At 51.2% G+C, this 22106-nt stretch carries 25 protein-coding genes and 1 tRNA gene; 16 read left to right on the plus strand and 10 right to left on the minus strand.

Annotated features, from left to right (window positions below; translation table 11 throughout):
* Positions 1-494 precede the first annotated feature (494 nt).
* Positions 495-1271 (minus strand): enoyl-CoA hydratase, encoded by a 777-nt coding sequence (locus tag ACO0LI_RS27185; RefSeq protein WP_423036645.1) that lies wholly within the window; start codon positions 1269-1271, stop codon positions 495-497.
* Positions 1272-1423: 152 nt separating this feature from the next.
* Between ACO0LI_RS27185 and ACO0LI_RS27190 the strand changes: the two genes are divergently transcribed.
* Positions 1424-1594, plus strand: coding sequence for a hypothetical protein (locus ACO0LI_RS27190; RefSeq protein ID WP_423036647.1), 171 nt, complete (start codon positions 1424-1426; stop codon positions 1592-1594).
* 18 nt (positions 1595-1612) lie between these two features.
* Here ACO0LI_RS27190 and apaG read toward each other — a convergent pair whose 3' ends face one another.
* Positions 1613-1987 carry a Co2+/Mg2+ efflux protein ApaG gene (gene apaG / locus ACO0LI_RS27195; RefSeq protein ID WP_423012126.1) on the minus strand — a complete coding sequence of 125 codons (375 nt, stop codon included), beginning with the start codon at positions 1985-1987 and terminating at the stop codon, positions 1613-1615.
* 103 nt (positions 1988-2090) lie between these two features.
* On the opposite strand from apaG, the gene rpe reads away from it, so the two are divergent.
* From rpe to trpC, 6 genes are all read left to right on the plus strand, one after another.
* Positions 2091-2756 carry a ribulose-phosphate 3-epimerase gene (rpe, locus tag ACO0LI_RS27200; RefSeq protein ID WP_423036649.1) on the plus strand — a complete coding sequence of 222 codons (666 nt, stop codon included), beginning with the start codon at positions 2091-2093 and terminating at the stop codon, positions 2754-2756.
* A 67-nt stretch (positions 2757-2823) separates the two neighbouring features.
* Positions 2824-3498 (plus strand): phosphoglycolate phosphatase, encoded by a 675-nt coding sequence (locus ACO0LI_RS27205; protein ID WP_423036651.1) that lies wholly within the window; start codon positions 2824-2826, stop codon positions 3496-3498.
* 266 nt (positions 3499-3764) lie between these two features.
* Entirely contained in the window at positions 3765-5261 is a 1497-nt protein-coding gene (trpE, locus tag ACO0LI_RS27210; protein WP_423036653.1) for an anthranilate synthase component I, read from the plus strand.
* Entirely contained in the window at positions 5262-5834 is a 573-nt protein-coding gene (locus ACO0LI_RS27215) for an anthranilate synthase component II (RefSeq protein ID WP_110258194.1), read from the plus strand.
* Complete coding sequence (gene trpD, locus ACO0LI_RS27220; RefSeq protein ID WP_423036655.1) at positions 5831-6862, plus strand: anthranilate phosphoribosyltransferase; 1032 nt, start codon at positions 5831-5833, stop codon at positions 6860-6862. The genes ACO0LI_RS27215 and trpD overlap by 4 nt, the downstream gene beginning before the upstream one ends.
* Before the next feature lie 4 nt (positions 6863-6866).
* Positions 6867-7667, plus strand: a complete 801-nt coding sequence (gene trpC, locus ACO0LI_RS27225) for an indole-3-glycerol phosphate synthase TrpC (protein ID WP_423036657.1) — start codon at positions 6867-6869, stop codon at positions 7665-7667.
* Positions 7668-7772: 105 nt separating this feature from the next.
* On the opposite strand, the gene ACO0LI_RS27230 is transcribed toward trpC, so the two are convergent.
* From ACO0LI_RS27230 to ACO0LI_RS27250, 5 genes are all read right to left on the minus strand, one after another.
* Complete coding sequence (locus ACO0LI_RS27230; RefSeq protein WP_423036659.1) at positions 7773-9641, minus strand: M61 family metallopeptidase; 1869 nt, start codon at positions 9639-9641, stop codon at positions 7773-7775.
* A gap of 60 nt (positions 9642-9701) precedes the next feature.
* Positions 9702-10166 (minus strand): DUF3429 domain-containing protein, encoded by a 465-nt coding sequence (locus ACO0LI_RS27235; RefSeq protein WP_162043392.1) that lies wholly within the window; start codon positions 10164-10166, stop codon positions 9702-9704.
* Positions 10167-10390: 224 nt separating this feature from the next.
* Complete coding sequence (locus ACO0LI_RS27240; RefSeq protein WP_423036661.1) at positions 10391-11005, minus strand: nucleotidyltransferase family protein; 615 nt, start codon at positions 11003-11005, stop codon at positions 10391-10393.
* A 23-nt stretch (positions 11006-11028) separates the two neighbouring features.
* Positions 11029-11769 carry a DsbC family protein gene (locus ACO0LI_RS27245; RefSeq protein ID WP_423036663.1) on the minus strand — a complete coding sequence of 247 codons (741 nt, stop codon included), beginning with the start codon at positions 11767-11769 and terminating at the stop codon, positions 11029-11031.
* Between the two features lie 124 nt (positions 11770-11893).
* Entirely contained in the window at positions 11894-13111 is a 1218-nt protein-coding gene (locus ACO0LI_RS27250; protein ID WP_423036665.1) for a UbiH/UbiF family hydroxylase, read from the minus strand.
* A gap of 155 nt (positions 13112-13266) precedes the next feature.
* Here ACO0LI_RS27250 and ACO0LI_RS27255 point away from each other — a divergent pair.
* From ACO0LI_RS27255 to ACO0LI_RS27280, 6 genes are all read left to right on the plus strand, one after another.
* Positions 13267-13342: transfer RNA gene (locus ACO0LI_RS27255), tRNA-Phe, on the plus strand.
* A gap of 240 nt (positions 13343-13582) precedes the next feature.
* Positions 13583-14002, plus strand: coding sequence for a hypothetical protein (locus ACO0LI_RS27260; RefSeq protein ID WP_423036667.1), 420 nt, complete (start codon positions 13583-13585; stop codon positions 14000-14002).
* A gap of 210 nt (positions 14003-14212) precedes the next feature.
* A complete protein-coding gene (locus ACO0LI_RS27265) occupies positions 14213-14692 on the plus strand; it encodes a helix-turn-helix transcriptional regulator (RefSeq protein WP_422953571.1) in 480 nt (159 codons plus the stop codon).
* A complete protein-coding gene (locus ACO0LI_RS27270) occupies positions 14689-15120 on the plus strand; it encodes a VOC family protein (protein WP_423036669.1) in 432 nt (143 codons plus the stop codon). The genes ACO0LI_RS27265 and ACO0LI_RS27270 overlap by 4 nt, the downstream gene beginning before the upstream one ends.
* Positions 15117-15317: a hypothetical protein gene (locus tag ACO0LI_RS27275; protein WP_423036671.1), complete on the plus strand. Its 201-nt coding sequence runs from the start codon at positions 15117-15119 to the stop codon at positions 15315-15317. The genes ACO0LI_RS27270 and ACO0LI_RS27275 overlap by 4 nt, the downstream gene beginning before the upstream one ends.
* Before the next feature lie 304 nt (positions 15318-15621).
* Complete coding sequence (locus ACO0LI_RS27280; protein ID WP_423036673.1) at positions 15622-16026, plus strand: hypothetical protein; 405 nt, start codon at positions 15622-15624, stop codon at positions 16024-16026.
* Between the two features lie 107 nt (positions 16027-16133).
* Here ACO0LI_RS27280 and ACO0LI_RS27285 read toward each other — a convergent pair whose 3' ends face one another.
* A complete protein-coding gene (locus tag ACO0LI_RS27285; protein WP_423036675.1) occupies positions 16134-16850 on the minus strand; it encodes a glutathione S-transferase in 717 nt (238 codons plus the stop codon).
* 49 nt (positions 16851-16899) lie between these two features.
* The gene (locus ACO0LI_RS27290; protein ID WP_423036677.1) at positions 16900-18315 is read right to left on the minus strand and encodes an MATE family efflux transporter; all 1416 of its coding nucleotides are present in this window, start codon (positions 18313-18315) and stop codon (positions 16900-16902) included.
* Between the two features lie 267 nt (positions 18316-18582).
* On the opposite strand from ACO0LI_RS27290, the gene tauA reads away from it, so the two are divergent.
* The 3 genes from tauA to ACO0LI_RS27305 are packed head-to-tail and all read left to right on the plus strand — an operon-like array spanning position 18583 to position 21267.
* Positions 18583-19581 (plus strand): taurine ABC transporter substrate-binding protein, encoded by a 999-nt coding sequence (gene tauA / locus ACO0LI_RS27295; RefSeq protein WP_422953565.1) that lies wholly within the window; start codon positions 18583-18585, stop codon positions 19579-19581.
* The gene (locus ACO0LI_RS27300; protein WP_422953564.1) at positions 19554-20378 is read left to right on the plus strand and encodes a taurine ABC transporter ATP-binding protein; all 825 of its coding nucleotides are present in this window, start codon (positions 19554-19556) and stop codon (positions 20376-20378) included. Before tauA ends, ACO0LI_RS27300 begins: the two co-directional genes overlap by 28 nt.
* A 10-nt stretch (positions 20379-20388) precedes the next feature.
* Complete coding sequence (locus tag ACO0LI_RS27305; RefSeq protein ID WP_423036679.1) at positions 20389-21267, plus strand: ABC transporter permease subunit; 879 nt, start codon at positions 20389-20391, stop codon at positions 21265-21267.
* Positions 21268-21292: 25 nt separating this feature from the next.
* Here the strand turns inward: ACO0LI_RS27305 and ACO0LI_RS27310 are convergent, their stop codons facing one another.
* The gene (locus ACO0LI_RS27310; protein ID WP_423036681.1) at positions 21293-22027 is read right to left on the minus strand and encodes a DNA-formamidopyrimidine glycosylase family protein; all 735 of its coding nucleotides are present in this window, start codon (positions 22025-22027) and stop codon (positions 21293-21295) included.
* Positions 22028-22106: the final 79 nt, after the last annotated feature.

Genomic DNA, 22106 nt, shown 5'->3' on the forward strand with positions numbered 1-22106 from the left:
ATTCTTGGGGCGGCTGTGTTTGGGGACGGGGCGGGGGGTGGTTTTGTAGGGGGCGCCGTGCGCACCGCTCTTTGAGTAACTGTGCACTTCTTCTTACTGCTTATGGTGCAAAACTAGCGGCTGTATAAAAGGGCTGTATATGTAAGATAAGAGAACGGTGCGCACGGCGCACCCTACTAGCTCGGTGTTTGGCGTATGGCTGAGTAGCTTGCCTCGCCGCACATCATCGACGACGCTGGGCTCCTGCCTGCGCAGAAGCGACGGGTTCGGGGGCTATCTATATAGTGCTGATTTTGCTGATCAACCGGAACCCATCCCCATCCCTACCTTCCTATTGAAGGGGAAGGAGCTTGCGTGGATCTGGAACGTGCTTGCATTGCTTCGCGAATGCGATCTATTTTTTAGAGCTGTATAAATGCGATTTAATTTGTAGAGGAACGTCATATATGACGCGCCTCTACATAGTCTCTATACAACTAGAAACTAAAGACAAATTACTTATTCTTGAATACTGCTGGACGTTTTTCCAGAAAGGCTTGCATACCTTCTTTCTGATCTTCCGTACCAAAGCTGGCCTGGAACAGGCGACGCTCATACTGTATGCCTTCTGACAGCGTAGTTTCATAAGCGCGGTTGACCGATTCCTTGGCCATCATGATGATAGGCAAAGACATAGAGGCAACGGTGTTAGCTGCTGCGAACGCTTCTTCCATCAGTTTATCCAGCGGCACGACGCGGGATACCAGGCCTGCGCGTTCTGCTTCGACCACATCCATCATGCGCGCAGTCAGGCACATGTCCATGGCTTTCGATTTGGAGATCGCGCGTGGCAGGCGCTGTGTACCACCCGCGCCAGGTAAAGTGCCCAGCTTGATTTCTGGCTGGCCGAACTTGGCATTTTCAGCAGCGATGATGAAGTCGCACATCATGGCGACTTCGCAACCACCGCCCAGGGCATAACCGGCGACAGCAGCGATGACTGGCTTGCGGATCTGGCGCATGGTTTCCCAATTGCGGGTGATGTAGTCGTCCTTATAGGCATCCATGAAGCTATAGCCGACCATGGCGGCGATGTCGGCACCGGCGGCGAAGGCTTTTTCACTGCCAGTCAGGATAATGCAATGGATGTTCTCATCCTTGTCGAAAGCTTTTAATGCCAGACCCAGTTCATCCATGAGCTGATCGTTCAGCGCATTCATGGCCTTGGGGCGGTTCAGGGTGATCAAGCCGACTTTGTCGCGGGTTTCAGTCAAAATACATTCGTATGTCATAGATGCTCCTGATTTTATTGAGTAGGGGTATGCAGCATGAATGCCGGTATGCCTATTGTAATGCGCCGGACCAGCACCTGTAATTAGGTGCGCAAATAAGCACACAAATTAGCAGGTACAATGCGCTTAATTTATTGAGCGAGGTGAATGCGATGTGGTTATTAGCGCTGGAAGCAGGCGTAGCGATGTTCATGCTGATTTTTATCGTCTGGTGGACGATGTTTCATGGCCGCGCGCCAGAAAGACCAGAAACACCACCCAAAGAAGATAAAAAGCCGATAGAGCAAAGCAAGCAAAGCCAGGATATTGAAAATCCGCAATAAGCCTGGGCCATGCCAGTATCAATGCAGGGTACGCGGCAAAGACAAAACGAATTCAGGTATCTCTGCCTCAAAGCGATGGGCGTCTTCTGCCACGCAGAAATAAGTGCCCTTCATGCTGCCTTGTGGTGTTCTCAGTGAACTGCCGCTGGTGTATTCAAAGCTTTGCCCTGGCGCCAGGAAGGGTTGATGGCCAACTACTCCCAGGCCCTTGACTTCTTCTACATGGTTGGTGCTGTCGGTAATGATCCAATGGCGGGAAATGACTTGCGCCGCCACGGTGCCAGTATTCTTGATGGTGATGGTGTAGGCAAAAACGAAATTGTTTTGCTCAGGATCGGACTGGTCTTTGAGGTATTGCGTCGCCACCGATACATTTATTTCATACGCTGCCATAATTTTCTTTCATGATGAACTATGTTCATTGTGCCAGACGAAGACAACAGCCGCTTGCCCTCACAAGGTAAAATAGCATATCTTTTTCAAGCACGATTCCATCATGACTACTTTCCGCATTGCTCCCAGTATATTGTCTGCCGATTTCGCCCGTCTGGGAGAAGAAGTCCGCAATGTTATCGCCGCTGGCGCTGACATGATCCATTTTGATGTCATGGACAATCATTATGTGCCCAACCTGACCATAGGCCCCATGGTGTGCGAAGCGATACGCCCGCAAGTGCAAGTGCCTATCGATGTGCATCTGATGGTCAAGCCTGTGGACCGTATCATCCCCGACTTTGCCAAGGCTGGCGCGAATATCATCACCTTCCACCCGGAGGCGTCGGAACATATAGACCGCAGCCTGCAAATCATACGTGACCATGGCTGCAAGGCTGGCCTGGTATTCAACCCGGCAACACCGCTGCATGTACTGGAAAATGTCATCGACAAAGTCGATATCGTTTTGATCATGTCGATCAACCCTGGCTTTGGCGGTCAGACTTTTATCCCGCATACACTGAAGAAAATCGCGCAAGCCCGCAAGATCATTGATGAATCTGGCCGCGACATCATGCTGGAAGTGGATGGCGGCGTCAAAATCGAGAACATCGCAGAGATAGCCCGTGCTGGTGCCGATACCTTTGTTGCCGGTTCTGCCATTTTTGGCAAACCCGACTACAAAGCCATCATCGATGCCATGCGCCTTGAGTTGTCCAAGGTTTAACCCTCAATTTCATATTCAGGCTTTTCGCCACACCAGGCGGAAAGCCTACCTCTGATCGCCCCCCGCCATGCTCAGCAAAATCAAAGCCGCCATCATCGATCTCGATGGCACCATGATCGATACCGCACCAGACTTTCTGGTCGCCATCAACCGCATGCGCGAGGACTTTGCGCTGACACTGGATGTCATCAAGACCATGGTGGGCAAGGGCTCTGAAAATCTGATCCAGCAAGTCTTGTCCCTGGATTTTGATGCCGCTGGTGTAGCAGCCCGCTTTGATGATGCCCTGGCTGCTTACCAGCGTCATTACCTGGCTATCAATGGTGACCACAGCCAGCTTTACCCTGAGGTGCATGAAGGCCTGCAAGCCATGCGCGATCTGGGTCTGCGCCTGGTCTGCGTCACCAATAAGCCACTGGCGTTTGCCTTGCCGTTGATGCAAAAGAAAGAAATATTCCATTATTTTGAGCAAGTCTATGGCGGTGACAGCTTTGCAAAAAAGAAACCTGACCCCCTACCCATGCTGGAAGCCTGCAAGGCTCTGGGCTTGCCACCATCACAAGTGCTGGCCATAGGCGATTCCAGCAATGATGCGATTGCTGCCCGCGCTGCCGGTTGCCCGGTCTTGACAGTGCCGTATGGATACAACCACGGTGAAGCTGTACAAAATATTCAAAGTGATGGTATAGTCGAAACCCTGTTGGTAGCAGCACAACTGCTGTCAGCGAAAAACTCTCATTGACTTTCAAACCATTCACATAACGAATGTTCCTCGATAACAAACGTTCCATGATCACTCCAGGCACTTTTGAGGCCTGGCTATGGCGACGCTGGCAATTCTGTTAATACACGAATGCCGCGAGTGGCTGTGCACATCCCCAGCACATCTTCTTGCTTGTTATATCAATCTGTCTTACCCGTCCATACTCTCTTGAGCGAATTTGCGTGCGCTGCTGCTGTAGACGCGTGCATAAGCTTCAGGAACAGGCAGGCGGTTGAAAGAAAACCATGACCGAACTCGAATTCAAATCGTTGGCCGCGCAAGGCTACAACCGTATCCCCATGATTGCGGAAGCCTTCGCCGATCTGGAAACCCCGCTCACCTTATATTTAAAACTCGCACAGACCCAAAACGGTGGCAAGAATACCTTCTTGCTTGAATCCGTCATGGGTGGCGAACGCTTTGGCCGCTATTCCTTCATAGGCTTGCCCGCCAATACCCTGGTGCGCAGCTTTGGTGAAAAAGTCGAAGTCCTGAAAAACGGCCAGGTCATAGAAAGCCGCGAAATGAATCCGTTGGATTTCATTGCTGAATTCCAGGCCCGCTTCAAGGTTGCGCTGCGCCCTGGCCTGCCACGTTTCTGTGGTGGCCTGGCTGGCTATTTTGGTTACGACGCCGTGCGCCATGTAGAAAAGCGCCTGGCTGGCAAGGCACCAAAAGATGATCTGGGCTTGCCAGAAATCCAGTTATTGCTGACCGAAGAACTGGCCGTCATCGACAATGTATCCGGCAAACTCTACCTCATCGTGTATGCCGACCCTACCCAGCCAGAAGCCTGGTCCAAAGCTCGCCAGCGTCTGAAAGACTTGCGCGCGATGCTGCGCCGTAGCGTTGATGCACCTGTTACATCGGCATCTGTCCGTACAGAAGCTATACGCGAGTTTGCCAAGGAAGATTATCTGAAGGCTGTAGAAAAAGCCAAGGAATACATCATGGCAGGCGACCTCATGCAGGTACAGGTGGGCCAGCGCATCAAGAAACCCTATGTCGATTCACCGCTGTCACTGTACCGCGCCCTACGTTCGCTGAATCCTTCGCCGTATATGTATTTCTATAATTTTGGCGACATGCAAATCATAGGCGCATCGCCAGAAATTCTGGTACGCAATGAAAGCCTGAATGATGGCAGCAAGAAAGTCACCATACGCCCACTGGCTGGCACCCGCCCGCGCGGCACCACACCAGAACGCGATGCAGAACTGGCAAAAGAATTACTGGCCGACCCGAAAGAAATCGCCGAACACGTGATGCTGATCGACCTGGCCCGCAATGACATAGGCCGCATCGCCCAGACTGGCAGCGTCAAGGTCACTGACCAGATGGTCATAGAAAAATATTCGCACGTACAGCACATCGTCTCGAATGTAGAAGGTGTGTTGCAAGCCGATTTGTCCAACCTCGATGTATTGAAAGCCACCTTCCCGGCAGGCACATTGTCTGGCGCGCCGAAAGTCAGGGCCATGGAACTCATTGATGAGCTGGAACCCGTCAAACGCGGCATTTATGGCGGTGCCTGCGGCTATCTGTCCTTCGGCGGCGAAATGGATCTGGCGATCGCGATACGCACCGGTGTCTTGAAGGACGGCATGCTATATGTGCAGGCAGCCGCTGGCGTGGTGGCTGATTCAGTACCAGAAATGGAATGGCAAGAAACCGAAAACAAGGCACGCGCAGTATTGCGTGCAGCAGAACAAGTGCAAGATGGCCTGGATGGAGAAATTTAAATGCTACTCATGATAGACAACTACGATTCCTTCACCTACAACCTGGTGCAGTATTTTGCCGAGCTGGGTGAAGATGTGCGTACCTACCGTAATGATGAAATTACGATAGAAGAGATTGAAGCCTTAAAGCCCGATCACATCTGTATTTCACCCGGCCCTTGCACACCAGCAGAGGCAGGTGTTTCCATCGCCGTCATAGAACGCTTCGCTGGCAAGACGCCTATCCTGGGGGTCTGCCTTGGTCACCAGGCCATAGGTGCGGCCTTTGGTGGCAAGGTCATCCGTGCCAAGCAAGTCATGCATGGCAAGACTTCTGCGATTGCGCATACTGGCGTTGGCGTCTTCAGGAATTTGCCCAGCCCTTATACGATTACCCGTTACCACTCGCTGGCGATAGAACGCGCCAGTCTGCCGGATTGCCTGGAAGTGACTGCATGGACAGATGACGGCGAAATCATGGGTGTGCGCCATAAAGAATTCAATCTCGAAGGCGTGCAATTCCACCCCGAATCCATTTTGTCCGAGCATGGCCATGCCCTGCTGAAAAACTTTTTGACTGGAACAGCATCATGACCATCTCTCAACAAGAAGCACTGACACGCCTGATAGAACACCGTGAAATTTTTCACGATGAAATGCTGTTCCTATTCCGCAAACTGATGGGTGGCGAAATGTCGCCAGTCATGATCACCGCGCTGACCATGGGACTGCGTGTCAAGAAAGAAAGCATAGGCGAGATCACTGCAGCCGCTCAGGTGATGCGTGAATTCTCAACCAAGGTGCCACTGGCAAATACGGACAACATGATCGACATCGTCGGTACAGGTGGTGATGGCGCGCATACCTTCAATATCTCTACTGCGTCTATGTTTGTCACCGCTGCCGCTGGTGCGCGCGTCGCCAAGCATGGTGGTCGCAGCGTGTCGTCCTCTTCCGGTAGTGCTGATGTGCTCGAATCTTTGGGCGCGAATATCAATCTCAAGCCTGAGCAAATCGCCCAGTCGATAGCACAAACCGGCATAGGCTTCATGTTTGCACCGAACCACCATGCGGCGATGAAGCATGCTGCGCCAGTGCGCCGCGAACTTGGTGTACGTACCATTTTCAATATCCTCGGGCCATTGACCAATCCAGCAGGTGCGCCGAATATTTTGATGGGCGTGTTCCACCCTGATCTGGTGGGTATACAAATCCGCGTCTTGCAAAGGCTGGGGGCACAACATGCACTGGTGGTATGGGGGCGTGACAATATGGATGAAGTCTCACTAGGTGCACCGACCATGGTGGGTGAACTGGTGAATGGCGAAATCCGCGAATACGACATCCACCCGGAAGACTTTGGTTTGCAGATGGTATCCAACCGCAACCTGCGTGTATCTGGTGCCGATGAATCAAAAGCCAAGATACTCGAAGTGATGAACAATGTGCCTGGTGCAGCTACCGATATCGTTGCCCTGAATGCGGGTGCGGCCTTGTATGGTGCAGGTATCGCCACGTCAATCGCAGACGGCGTCAAGCTGGCCCAGACAGCTATCGCATCCGGCGCAGCCAGGGCCAAGCTGGAACAGTTTATTGAAGTCACCCAGCAATTAGGGAAGTAAGCTCATGTCTGACATTTTAAATAAAATCCTGGCAGTCAAAGCGGATGAAGTGGCAGCAGCCAAAAAATATCAATCCTTTGCCAGCCTGCGTGCAGAAGTTGAATCAAACAAGGAAGCACAAGCTGATCTGCGCAGTTTTGAAGGCAGCTTGCGTGGCAAGATTGTTGCTGGCAAGGCAGCGGTGATTGCTGAAATTAAAAAGGCCTCGCCTTCAAAAGGCGTGCTGCGCCCTGATTTTCATCCAGCCGAGATCGCGCAAAGCTATGCAGAACATGGTGCGGCCTGTTTGTCTGTGCTGACCGATGTGCAGTTCTTCCAGGGCGCGCCTGAATATCTGCAACAGGCGCGTGCAGCGTGCAGCCTACCAGCACTGCGCAAGGATTTCATGATCGATCCTTATCAGATTTATCAGGCCAGGCATTGGGGTGCAGATTGCATCTTGCTCATCGTCTCTGCGCTTGATCACGGCCTGATGGCTGACCTCGAAGCTTGCGCACATGAACTGGGCATGGGTGTCCTGGTTGAAGTACATGATGCTGAAGAACTGGAAGCCGCCCTGAAACTCAAGACAGCAATGCTGGGCATCAATAACCGCAACCTGCGTACTTTTGAAGTGTCGCTGGATACGACAATAGGCTTGCTGCCAAGGATTACGCCAGACAAACTGGTGATTACCGAATCCGGCATCATGTCAGCAGCGGATGTTACACGCATGCGTGAAGCCAACGTACATGGATTTTTGGTGGGCGAGGCTTTTATGCGGGCCGAGAATCCAGGTGAGGAACTGGCGAAGGTGTTTGGGTAGTTTGCTGACTATCCCACTGCCCCAAAGGGAAATATCCAGGTTTCACAAAAAATAAAAAATGCCACACAGTATCTGACTGTGCGGCATTTTTTTCGAAACTACAACTTACTTCTTGCCAGGTTTCTGAAAGCTCGGTCTCACCAAACTGGCAGCCTTGCCCGCTGCCTGCACTGTCAGAGTCACAGCTGGCACATCATCCGCTTGCAACTTCGCTTGCACAGTCAGTAATTCATCACGGCGGAAGGCATGAATCTGCACCGTCTCACCTACACGATAACGACCCAGCGCCATAGCCAGACTATCGGCAGCATCTGCGGCAGTTACACGCAAACCATTGATGGCGATGATGACATCGTTTGGCGACAAACCAGCAACATGCGCAGCACGACCTTCATGTGCATTGGCGATCTTGCAGTCATTGCCATCACGTACCACACGCACGCCGAGGCTGGCTTTTTTGCTCGCACTGCCATCATTTACCTGCAAGGCGAAGTCTGCATACAGACTTGCCAGCGGCACGTCTTCGGTGCCACGCACATGCTTGTCGAGGAAGCGGCGTACATTCACGCCAGCGACTTGCTCGACCAGACTTTCAAACTCAGTCTCGCCCAGGCCCTGCTGCTTGCCTGACAGACTGCGCTCATAAAAGTCGCGGCCAAATTTTTGCCACATCGCACGCATGACGTCATCAAGGGATTTTTTACCGACAGTTTCTGCGCGTATCATCAAATCCAGGCCAAGTGCCACCAAAGAACCCTTGGTGTAATAGCTGACTATCGCATTCGGTGAATTTTCGTCCTGACGATAATACTTGGTCCATGCATCGAAGCTGGATTCAGCCACGCTTTGCTTTGTACGACCACTACCGCGTGTCACCATATTGATGGTCTTGGCCAGCAACTTGAAGTAAGCAGCTTCATCAATCACGCCTGCGCGTACCAGCATCAGGTCATCATAGTAGCTGGTGAAACCTTCAAATACCCACAACAGGCTGGTGTAGTTTTCGTGACGCAAATCATAGCTGGCAAAGGCCGCAGGCTTGATGCGCTTGACGTTCCAGGTGTGGAAATACTCATGGCTACACAGGCCCAAAAAGCCACGATAGCCATCGCTCATCTCTGCATGGTGTTTGACTGGCAAGTCAGTGCGATTGCAAATCAATGCAGTAGAAGCGCGATGCTCCAGGCCACCATAACCTTCACCTACCACCATGGTCATGAAGACATAGCGGTCCATTGGTGCTTTTTTGGTGCGTGGTTCGAAGAAAGCGATTTGCGTTTCGCAGATTTTCTGCACATCAGCGATGATGCGCTCCATATCCATATTCGGTACTTTGCCGGTCACGACAAAGTCATGCGAGATACCGTGCGCATCAAATGTCGCCAGCGCAAAATCACCCATTTCAACCGGATGATCTATCAGCTCATCATAATTGGCAGCGACATACGTACCAAAGCCGTAACGCTTGGCTTTCAACTCAGGCAAGGACGTGGCAACGCGCCAGGTTTTGCAGGCGATATCTTCAGAACGCTGAATATCAACCACATGCGCATTCATCTCCTGGCCATGCACGCTCAAAAATACGCTGGTGCCATTGAAGAAGCCATGGCTTTGATCCAGATGCGCTGCGCGAACTGATAAATCCCAGGCATAGACTTCATACGTGATACGCAGAGCGCCTTTGCAAGGCGCAGCTTGCCAGGTGTGCTTGTCGAGCTTTTTCAGCGCGACTTTTTTGCCGTCAGAACTGGCCTTGATCTGCACGATGTTGCGGGCAAATTCACGCACCATATAACTGCCAGGTATCCATGCCGGCAAGCTGACGATCTGGCCATCGGCATCAGGCGCTGCGATATCCAGCGTGACCAGGTACATATGTCCGGCCAGGTCCTTGGGGACGATGGTATATGCCAGTGCATGGGCGGATACTGACACGTTCGTCACTTGTCTCTTTGTTGTTATCGTTTTTTTCATTCTGAACGATCTTTCTGTTTCTTAAATAATGAGTACTGAAATGAAAAGTGGAACAGAATTTTATGACGCGGTGTAATTACGCACATTGGCCGCAATAAAAGTAAATAACTGCGCCCCTACGACTGCACGTGTCAATTGCAAACGCAAATTGATAAACCATGCTGGCACACCATAAGATTGATAAAGACGCTTGTCTATCTTGTAGGTTGCGATAAAACCGGCAACCTGCACGATAAAACCTATCAGCATATGGTTCAAAAACAGCCAGGCAATAATAATGGGAACCACGCCCCAGATCAGGACTTTTTTGTTTTCATTCTCATGCCCGCCACCTGCCATGAGAGCTACGCCCCAATGCAGACCGCCAAGAAAAGACAAAATCACAATGCCATAATGCAGTTGTGCCTTGATCAGAGCCCCCAACCAGTCTGGATGCACTATCCAGCAAGCCAGCGTCAAAAAGATAAATGGTGCAAGCCCGGCAATGCCTATCCGTATTGCCAGTTTTCGATTGAGATTATCCATACATTTTGGCAGCACCAATACCGCCCACTTCTAAATCAGGTGGAAGAAAACCGCTATTCTATGGTTATTTTAGTTGTATAGATATATCCACAAGCTATTTAGAAGTAACAAAACTGGTGGGGAAGGTCAAAAATTGTGGAAAATCCCTAGCCGTCATGCGTATCGTCTGTGAAACCATGTCTTATTTACAGTATTTTAATCACAAAATCATTGAATCCTGTATTTCAAGCATTTGCTTTCCCGCCTTTATCCAAATGACTGAGCAAGGCATCGCGAGTATCAATATCCTCATGAATGCCAGGGTCATCCACTTCTATTTGCGTGAGCGGATTGCTTTGTAAAACACTGCGGGCACCAATGTCGCCCTGCAAATCCAGCAATTGTGGCAAGTATTGATTGGCAAACCCAACCGGGTTACCGCGCCGTCCCTGATACACCGGCGCGACTATTCCAGCCCCTGCCTGCAAGGCTTCAAACAATAGTGACATGGTAGAAGTTTTTACTGAGGGCATATCGGCCAGGGCGATGACCCATCCAGCACTGTCCGCGGTGGCACGCAAAGCATGTTTGAGAGAATTCGCCATGCCCGCATCAGCGTCATGACAGACCAGGCACTCAATACCCATTGTCTGCAATTGGCCTGCCAACACAGAATTATCTGGCCTGAGCACAGCAACTACATGCGGCATAACCGCCAGCAAATTGTGTGCGCTATGCTGTGCCACCGATTTGCCATCCGACAGCATTTGCAAGAGTTTGTCTTGCTGGCCACTCGCATCAAAGCGACGACCGCGTCCCGCTGCCAGCAAAATGCCTGTCCAGCGTGGCGACGAAGTCATCGTGAATTAATACTTTAAATGGATTAGTTGGCTTTGCTATTGCCGGCTGCTGCTGCAATCCTGCTTTCCAGCGTTTTGACATCCAGCATGCCAGGCGCACGCGTGCCATCTGTAAAGAAAACAGAAGGCGTACCCGTTACACGCAACTTTTGGCCTAGGGCAAAAATTTTATCGTTGGGTGTATTGCAGTTGGCAGCAGCCTCAGGTGCGACCTTGCCGTGCAACATCCATTCATCCCAGGCCTTATTGCGGTCAGCCGAACACCAGATGTTTTTGGATTTGGTTTTGGAATCTTCTGCCAGAATGTTATACATGAAGGTATACACGGTGATGTTGTCCATCGTCGCCAGCGTCTTGCGGAACTGTTTGCAATAGCCGCAATTCGGATCTTCAAATACCGCAATGACACGCTTGCCATCGCCCTTGACCATCTTCAATGCAGATTCCAGCGGCAGCTCAGAAAACTTTACCTTGGTCAGGTCATCTATCCTGGCCTTGGTGTAATTGGTGCCATTCTTTGCATCTATGACTTCACCCGTGAACAGGAATTGTGCCTTCTCATCGGTGTACATGATATCTGAACCTATGCGTACCTCGAACAGACCTGAATATGGCGTCTTGGTCACCGAATCAATCTTCACACCTTCACGAAAGGTGGGCTGTACCAGCTTGCGCACATTGGCTTCTTGCGCCGTCTCGGCAGCAAAGGCACTGCCAGCCAGGGCCAGCGCAATGACCATCAGGCCTTGTAGAGTTTTTTTCATCTTCAATCTTCTTTCATTTTCTTCATACATGTGCAAGAACGTCAAAACCATAAAGACCGTAGTCTGGTTCTTGGTCGCATTCATTGCGGCAAACTTACAAACACATCACGACACCACGCCAGACTTATTTCCCCATGGCGTGGGCGATTAATTTGTTCTTTATGACTGGCAAGCGGTTCAGCAAGTTCAATCCCAGATCACGTATTGTACGCAAAGGTGTCAAATCAGATGCAAACAGGCGCGCCAGGCCATCTGTTGTAGCCAGCATCAGCATCACCTCTTCCTTGCGCGCACGCTGGTAACGGCCCAGCAAACGGGCATCACCACAATCCCGGTGTGCTTCTTTTTCTTTGATCACTTTCAGCAAATCCACTACATCAGCAAACCCCAGATTCATGCCATGCCCCGCCAGCGGATGCACAGCATGCGCTGCATCCCCCACCAGAGCAACCCGTGGCGCGATCATGCTGTGTGGCCGCATCAGGCGCAAAGGAAAAGCTTTGATCGCCTCCGGCAGCACTGGCTGCAAGGCTCCCAGTACCTCACCACAATACGGCATCAAACGCTCCACCAGAGCCGACAAGGGTTCACGCAATAAAGTCTCGGCCAGTGAATCTGGCGCCGACCATACCAGAGAAACGCGATTACCAGGCAAAGGCAGCAGGGCGATAATACCCTGCTCTTGTACAAACCACTGATGAGCAACACCGTGATGCGGTTTGGTACATTCAAAATTGCTCACCACACCTTGCTGATGATACGACCGGTAATCAAGGCCAATATCGCAAGCACCACGCACCCACGACTGCGCGCCATCAGCACCAACGACCAGAGACGCACGTATGCTGCTGCCATCATCCAGCTCTACCTGTGCAGCATCAGCGCCAACTGCCAAAGCCTGCGCCCGCCCCTGCACCAGCGTCAGATTTTGCGCAAACCGCAAAGCCGTATCCAGCGCCTGGTTCAGATTCTTGTCTTCGATGATCCAGGCCAGCTCATTCACGTGCGCACCATAAGCATCAAAGCCCAGCCTGCCCGCATCAATACCACCACCCTGCACCTGCATGGCTGACACCGGGGCCAGCCGCGCCTGATCCAGTGCATCCCAGACCTTTAATGAAGACAGCAAATCATGCGCCACATGGTTCAGCGCATATACCCGCACATCCCAGTCAGCAGTTAAACCGAGAGCCGAATTGGGAACAACTGCAGGCACTCCAGAACCAGGAGCGCACAACAAGTTCACACGCAACCCCGCCTGGGCAAAGCCCAAAGCAGCTGCTTTGCCGACAGCCCCATTACCAACGATACAAATATCGCAATCCCGCACCTGAGCAGACATCAGTCCCCCATCAAAAACCAGATAATGCCCCATTATACGGGAAGCCCACCCACCTGCCCGATGCGCCAGATCAAAGCCCCATCATAGAGAGGGGCACAGGTTTTTTCAGAAAAAGCTTGCAAACAGCCTCCAACATGTCTATAATTCTTGGTCTTGGCCTGGTAGCTCAGTCGGTAGAGCAGAGGATTGAAAATCCTTGTGTCGGTGGTTCGATTCCGCCCCGGGCCACCAAGAAATAATTTTACAAAACGCCAATCTGCAAAGATTGGCGTTTTTGTTTGTGATTCATTTTTTCACAAGCAAACTATTACTTCTCCCAGCATAAGAGCAGTGGCAGGCGATGGGCAATACTATGTGATGGCAACAATCCTAAAACCATTTGGCACTCAGCGTTACAGATACGGGCTTGTATTTAACTGAGTAGATCATGTCCAAATAGTATTTTCAGAATATTACTTTTGCGAGCAAAAAATGAAGAAACTTTCTTACATCGCCTTGTCAATGTCCCTTCTTGCAGGATGTGCAACCACCTCCAAGGATATTTCTGCGGTTTATATCTCGCCACTTCAATATTCAACCTACGACTGCGATCAGTTGGCAATGGAGGGGCAGCGTATTCAGGTAAGAGCGTCGCAAATGGGAGCGCGAATTGATCAAAGTGCAAGCAATGGCAATCTCGCAACTGCAGCGGCCGTCGTTATTTTCTGGCCAGCGGCATTTTTCACAGGTTCTGGCAACAAAGAGCAACAAGCGGAATTCGCCAGATTAAAAGGTGAAAAAGAAGCACTGGACCAGGCAGTGATTCAAAAAAAATGTTTTAACACCCCATCTCAATTGCCAACCCCTAACACGGCAAAAAATGGCCCTGAAGAGGCACCGGGCAAGAACTGAGAAGCTACCTTCACTTGCCCATCAATTTGCCTGGCATTCTCGACCATACTAGCTTGGCATGGGATATGCCAACCATGGTTGGATAATGCACAGGTATCGTATAAGATTGAAAATGCTTGTGTCGGTGGTTCGATTTCAATACTGTCCATCAAGGATCGGTATCATCAGCGCCCACTCTTGAGGTTGGCATTTTTTTTGTGCGAGGATAAGATGCCTCAAAGTCCCCAACTATTACGACGTTTGCTGCGGGCGAAAGACCGGATGGATGGGGCTGCCCATGAAGACTGGCCTATCCACAAGCTGGCTGAAGTGAGCGCAGTATCGGCGGCGCATTTTGCGCGCGAATTCAAGAAGGCTTTTGGCCTGCCTCCCCATCGTTACCTGCTCACTCGCCGCATCGAGCGGGCAAAAACTCTGTTGCGCGATACTGATCTGCCCGTTACCGAGATCGCACTCCAGACTGGCTGGACCAGTCTTGGCACCTTTGGACGCATCTTTCGTGATATTACTGGCGAAAGCCCGGGAGAACTGCGGGAACGTGAACGCACACTTCCGCATGCGGGTGTGCATATCCCTGAGTGTGTCATGCGCAATGCGGCGCGTCCTGATCTCAATACAGCAGTTTTGGAGAAGCGGCGCATGGAAGCCGCTGGCAAACTGGAGCCTCAATCAAATCAGGAGGATATATGACTCAAGGTGTTAATGTGGCAGGTCTGTATGTGCATGATCAGGATGAAGCGCTGGCATTCTACGTCGGCAAGCTGGGGTTTCTCGTCCACACCGATGTTCGTAATGGCAGTTATCGCTGGCTGACGGTTCAGCATCCGGAGCAGCCCTCTTTCCAGCTAGGCTTGTTCGTGCCCGGAGCACCGCTGCATGACGCGGCAACCGCGCAAACCTTGCATGAGATGGTAGCAAAAGGGGCCATGCCGGCAAACGTACTCGTGGTGGATGACTGCCGCGCTACCTATGAACGCTTGAGCAAATGCGGTGTTGAGTTCACGCAAGAACCCGTCGATCGCTATGGCACTGTGGATGCGGGTTTTCGCGATCCGTCTGGCAATGGCTGGAAAATGATAGAAGCTGCATCCAAGCCACAAGCAGGGAAATCATCATGAACTTGAGCGATTGGATACGACAAAGCCACCGCTGGCTATCCATCGTTTTTACGCTGACAGTCATCGCCAATTTTGCGGCAAGAGCAATCGGTCAGGGTGAACCGTCGTCGTGGATAACATATGCGCCTTTGCCTCCGCTATTTCTGATGCTATTTTCTGGCTTGTACATGTTTGCATTGCCTTATACGAGCAAGTAGCGCATCAGGTCACATACATAAGCTACTGCTTGAGTCACCAAGAAATGAAAAGCCGCTTAACAAATTTCTTTGTTAAGCGGCTTTTCGCATTGATCTGATTTTTCCTTTACTTTTTCTGGCAAAAATCTGCGATTGGAAACACAGCAAATAAAAAATCCCAGCAATAGTCTTTACGGATCAGCAATCTCTGTTGTAGCTTATCGTTGTAGCTCAATGCTTTGGCATCAACAGAAAAATAATTTTGCCAATTTCCTTCTTTTCATATCACCTTTGCTGATTTCTCATTTGCCGAAAACGAAAATTTATGACTCCTCAAAAAGCAAAAACCATTCTCGAATCTCTGGCACTCGGCATACACCCGGAAACTGGCGACGCTTTGCCAGATGAAGGAATTTTTAATCAACCCCAGATTATCCGTGCCCTGTTTCTTGCAGCCCAGGCGCTGGGCGCAGGAAAACAGGAAACGGAATTAGCAATAGCAAAATCCGCGAGCAATGAAAAGCAAAAATCACTGGCGACAAATGCGGGAAAGCCCTGGACCGCAATAGACGACACCGAACTGCTGGCAGCATTTGATGCAGGAGCACAGGTAAGCGAAATCGCCAGGGAATTTGGGCGCTCAAGAGGATCAATCAATTCAAGACTGGTACGTCTGGGGCGCTTACAGGAAGTGGATACAGCATCTGAAATCAATACAGACAGATCATGACATCCCAAAATCAATAATGCAGCCCATCCTGCGTCTCATCTGAATTCAAGACCAGTTGATCAAGCCAAAGGAGCCTCACGTCAAGACCGCAGGACTCTCTCATTTGGCTAAGTACCTATGATCTTTTTCATTGACTCACCTATCTTGCCGCCACAATAATCATCCCCATACTCTTCGCGCGCCTTGGCGGCAAGCTTGAGCAAGGGAGGTAGCGCACTGATGCGTTGTGACAGGTTTGCAGTCATGGGTGCGGTCTTTTCAAGCAACTTTTTTATTTTGGGAAAGTGATCACCTAAAGTTGACCACAAAGTGGCGGTCATGATGTCTGCAATGCCTGCCTCCTTGCCGCCCAATAAAAATCCACTGCCAGCCCTAAGACCGTGGCGCTTGCCGGTTTCTTCCCATAGTGACATCCACTTTTGTAGTCTTGGAATGAATTCTTTCCAGCGTTTTTCTGTCCACATCTGTCGCCCGCCATCCAGGGTGATTTCATCGATGACGTCATTGGCATCATTGACTATTTTCATGGTCATGGCGCGGAGTTCCGGGCTTGCTGGCATGATATCTAGTGTTTCGCCAAGATACAGCACAATGGCGGGCATTTCAGCGATGGCGAATCTGTTTTTTTTGTCGATGAGTATGGGTGGCCCCATGAAGGGTACTGGCATATTTTTTATCGGCCCGCTCATGAGTTTCATGATGGATGCATCGTCGGCCTCAATCCAGGTTTTTCCGGCGCATGCCAGGATAGCCCTTACAAATTGACCACGAAACGGGACCGACCAATAGTACAACTCATAATCAGGAGTTTTTGAAATGCTCATGGCGCTATCCCTTTTTCAATGCATTCATGCTTGCGACAAGAAACGCTCGTCACCGTATACCATCCTCGATAATCGTCTCCTGACTGACGAGTGCCGTTTGCCTGTCATCCTCAGTGAGTCTGGTGGTTTTCCAGCTGCCTCTGGCAAACCAGCAGATGGCAATCAGGGCGACTACGATATTCGTCACCGGGAATGACCACCACAAGCCATGGGCATGGAGTTGCGTATGCTTGGATAATACATACGCCAGCGGAAACTGCACCATCCACTGTGACACCAGCGCGATGATCATGGCATTGAGCATATTGCCAGAGGCACGGAAAGCCGACACGATGCAAAGCTGCACACCTATACCCCCCCATGCCAGGCACATGATGCGCAAGAAGTTTGCGGCTTCTGCAATGACTGCGGCATCATTGGGAATAAAAAAACTGACGATCAGAGGTGCCAGTGCATAGGCGATGACGCCCACCACGCTAAGCACGGCAAAGCCTATCAAGGTACCGAGCACCGTAATGCGTGATGCGCGTTCAATATTGCCGGCCCCGATATTTTGCCCCACCAATGTGGATATCGCCATCGAAATGCCCATGACAGGTATCGTGATGACTTGCAAAATATTTGCACCGACACCGTAAGCGGCAATCGTGACAGTTCCAAAACTGGACACCAGGAAGGACATGACGATCAAACCCAGACCACGCGTCGAGAGCTCGACCGAACCTGGCAAACCCAGGAAGAAAGCACGGCGGATATAGGCCGGGTCTGGTTTTAAAGCACGCCAATCCAGTTGTATGCCATGTCTGCCACGCAAGAAAATGATCATGCCTATCAAGGCCGCCAGCGCCTGTGTCACCAGGGTTGCATAGGCCGCGCCCATGACACCTAAAGGAGGAATGATCTGCCATCCATAGATGAACAAGGGGTCAAGCAAGAAGTTCAGCAGTACCGTTCCTGCGACGATATACAAGGGGATTTTGGTCTGGCCGACGCCACGCATCAGTGCCTGGAACATCGCATAAATGAATACAAAAATAATGCCTATGAAGGACACGCGCATGAAACCCAACGCGCCATCGTGAACTGCTGGCTCTACGCCCAGCAGTGTCAGCAGGTGCGGTGCCAGACTATACCCAATCAGGCCCAGTACCACCGAGCTGATAGCGACCATGACCATGGTCTGGGCAGCAACATGATTGACCATATCTTGCCGGCCTGCGCCCATATACTGTGCAGTGAGCGTCGCCCCTGCCATGGCAAGACCAGAACCCAGGGCAATAACAAGGAAAGTCACCGGGAAACTGATGGAAATCGCCGCGACTGCCGAGGCACCCAGCCGGCCCACCCAGAATGCATCGGTCAACTGATAACCAGTCTGCAAAATGTTGCCGAGGATAATGGGCAACGCCAGTGCCGCAAGTGCTTTGGTGATAGGGCCTTCCAGAAAAAGCTTTTGGCGTTCCACGCGATGTCCTTTATTGGCTTTAGTGGCTATAGTTTGCACTGACAAATAGTGCACATTGATATCCATTATGCGACGCCAGGAGTCAGATCAGTGTACGGCACCGAACATTTTTCTTTTTTAAGCCTCTCAACGCCTCTCAACGTCCCCTCCCGGCTTATACCCAAAGTACGCAATACATGCACTGCATATTCATAGTCGGAAAGATTCGTTTTACGGCACAAAACCAGCTCATATACTGGACCGTCTGCCACTTGTCCATCAACATATATGAAAAAGAATCTGCATGTTCTCGCCCTCGCCGCCAGTGTCTTCCTCATGGGGAACGCTGTTGCCGAAACCAAAGAGGTAGTTATCGCTTATCAGGACATGGTCGTGCCCTGGCGCTATGCGCAGGAAACGCACAACCTGGAACAAAAGACCGGGTACAAGGTGACGTTTCGCAAGCTGGCGAGTGGTGCTGATGTTATCCGTGCGCTGGCCTCTGGTTCGGTACAGATAGGTGAAGCAGGGTCGGCACCGATAGCCTCGGGCTTGTCGCAGGGTTTGAACATACAGTTGTTCTGGATACTGGACAATATCAATGATGCCGAAGCACTGGTGGTGCGTAATGGCAGCAATGTCAAAACGCTGGCCGATCTGAATGGCAAGCGCATTGCCGTGCCGTTTGTGTCGACCTCGCATTTCCATACTCTGCTGGCACTGGAACATGCAAAAGTTGATGCGCGTGGCGTCAAGATTATTAACTTGCGTCCGCCAGAAATTGCTGCAGCGTGGGAGCGGGGTGATATTGATGCGACGTTCATCTGGGATCCTGTACTGGCCAAAGTGAAGAAGACCGGCAAGACCCTAATCTCTTCTGGTGAGATCGCCAAACAGACTGGCACGGCAACCTTTGATGGCATCGTGGTCAACAAGGATTTCGCCAAACAGAATGATGCATTCCTGACTGAGTTGGTGAAGCTATTGGCGGCCACGGATGCGGATTACCGCAACAACAAGGCAAACTGGAAAACAGATTCAGCGCAAATCAAGGCAGTCGCAAAATGGGCTGGTGCAGAGGCTGCGGAAGTGCCTGCCAGCCTGGCGTTGTATGAGTTTCCGACTTTGCAGCAACAGGCCTCAGCACAATGGCTGGGTGGTGGTGCGGCCAAATCACTGGCTGCTACAGCGGCTTTCCTGAAAAGCCAGGGCACTATACAGACGGTTTTGCCAGACTATAGCGTAGGAGTCAATGCCACATGGGTACGCAAAGCGGCAGCACAGTAATCACACCTGCGGCTCACAACGGCGGCCGGCTTGATATACGCCGGCTGTCGGTGCGCTTTGCCGGTACCGGGCCGGATGAAGCACTGGCCTTGTCCGACGTTAACCTGTCTATCGCCCCAGGAGAATTCGTCGTCGCGCTTGGCCCTTCAGGATGTGGCAAGACAACTTTGCTGAATTGCCTGGCCGGTTTCATACAGGCATCTGAGGGTGAACTCACGCTGGACGATGTGGCAATCAACGGCCCCAGCCCTGATGTGGGTGTGGTGTTTCAAAAGCATGCGCTGATGCCGTGGTTGAATGTGCTGGACAATGTCGCACTGGGATTGCGCTTTCGCGGTATCGCACGTGAGCAGCGTAATGCGCTTGCGCTGGATCAATTGCGTCTGGTCGGGCTGGAGCAATTTGCTACGTCCCCCGTTTATCAATTGTCTGGCGGCATGCAGCAGCGTGTAGGGATAGCCCGCGCCCTGGCAAATAATCCCCGTGTGCTGCTGATGGATGAACCGATGGGTGCGCTTGATGCCCTGACGCGTGAGGCAATACAAGAACTGCTGGTCAAAGTCTGGCAGCGTAGCGGCAAAACCATTTTCTTCATTACCCATAGTGTAGAAGAAGCGCTTTTTCTCGGCACGCGGGTAATCGTCATGTCGCCGCGCCCTGGCCGCATTGCCCAACAATTTGAGTTGCCATTTTCTGGCGAATATCTGGCCTCGGGCGATGCGCGTACAGTCAAATCTTCGCCTGACTTCATCGCATGGCGTGAACGTCTGCTGCAACTTGTGCATCATCCTGTCTAAAGATTTCCACATGCCACCACCATCCACCTCAGTTGCAACTCCTGATCACGCTTATACAGAAGTTACAAGGCGCGAGGTTGTGCCGTTATTGCCGGTAGCAAAGGTGTACCCAAGGCCAGGCAGTGGCAAAACCGTGGGAGTGACTATCGTCACCATCGCCGTGCTGTTGTCTGGCTGGTGGTTCATCACGGCAAGAGCCTGGGTAGAACCCTTATTCCTGCCTTCGCCAGCGGCTGTGTGGCTCGCTGCTCAACAGGCCTGGAGTGGCAATATACAAGGCGGGCTGCCATTGCTTCAACATCTGGCCTGGAGCCTGATACGCGTGTTTGGTGCATTCTTGCTTGCTGCTATCAGCGCCGTACCGTTGGGCTTATTGATGGGCACCAATCGCATCGTGCGCGGCATCTTTGATCCCATCCTCGAATTCTATAGACCGTTGCCACCACTGGCCTATCTGCCCTTGATCGTGATCTGGTTTGGCATCGACGAAACAGCCAAGATATTGCTGATCTACCTGGCCTGTTTTGCGCCTATCGCGGTAGCTACCCGCGCCGGTGTCATCAAGGTCGCATCCGAGCAATTGCATGCGGCATTATCGATGGGTGCAAGCCAGTGGCAACTATTGCGGCATGTGATCTTGCCAGCAGCGCTGCCTGATATTCTGACAGGCTTGAGGATAGCCATAGGTTTTGGCTGGACCACCCTGGTCGCGGCTGAAATGGTGGCAGCGACGGCTGGAGTAGGCCAACTGGTGTTAAACGCGTCCAGTTTTTTGCGCACCGATATCGTGATCATGGGCATCATCCTTATCGGCATCGTGGCCTACCTGTTCGATTTGCTCATGCGCCGCCTTGAACGCAAGCTGGTACCATGGAAAACGCATAGCTAAACAGTTTCATCCAAAAATCAAACCACTAATCATATTTCTTCTGACACTTCTCACAATAAAAAGCCCGGCGCTTCTTATGCCCTAGATGTGCTTTCAGGAAAGGAATATGGCAACGTGGGCAAATTTTCCTGGTATGCGCAAGCCAGTGCTGTTTCAGGACGAAGGCTTTTTTCCATTCGAGAAATTCAAAACTATATTGTCTCGCCTGCGTAACCATGTCCGATAATTTTGCGCTTGATAAACTGCCCACAAGCGAAAGAGGATGCAGGCGGATTCTGAACAGGACTTCATTCTTGATAATATTACCGACGCCAGAAAAAATATCCTGTTCCAGCAAGGCATCACAGACAAACATAGACGGGTTGGCGCGTAATTTTTTGCGTGCGGCCGCAGCATCCCAATCATCTGACATGACATCGGCAGCCCAGTCATAATGGGTATTGATATCACCTTCAAGATATTTGATTGAACAGGTATAAAAATTAAGCTGCTGTCCATCCTTAAATAACAAAGACAGGCGCGGAACCGCGTCTTTTTGTTCATTGATGCGGTAACTGCCAAACATCAGGAGATGTATACGTACCGTAAAGTCCTCAAAAACGATCAGGAAGTGCTTGCCCCAGGTGCGCAGGTCTTTGATTTTTTGATTGCTCATGCGTGACATATCCATCTTCGCATTGCCATATGCTTTTTTCACGGTCTTGCCTGTAAAGCCGCTGGCATCTTCTTGCAAGATGCGGATGGATGGTCCTTCTGGCATGGCTGCTCCCTTTCAAGATTTTATTTATAAGGGGTCAGCTTGCTACATGCCAAGGATCTGAACTATAGGAAAGCTCTGA

It is taken from the genome of Undibacterium sp. Tian12W (assembly GCF_049339405.1).
In the GTDB taxonomy this organism is placed as follows: Bacteria; Pseudomonadota; Gammaproteobacteria; order Burkholderiales; family Burkholderiaceae_D; genus Undibacterium.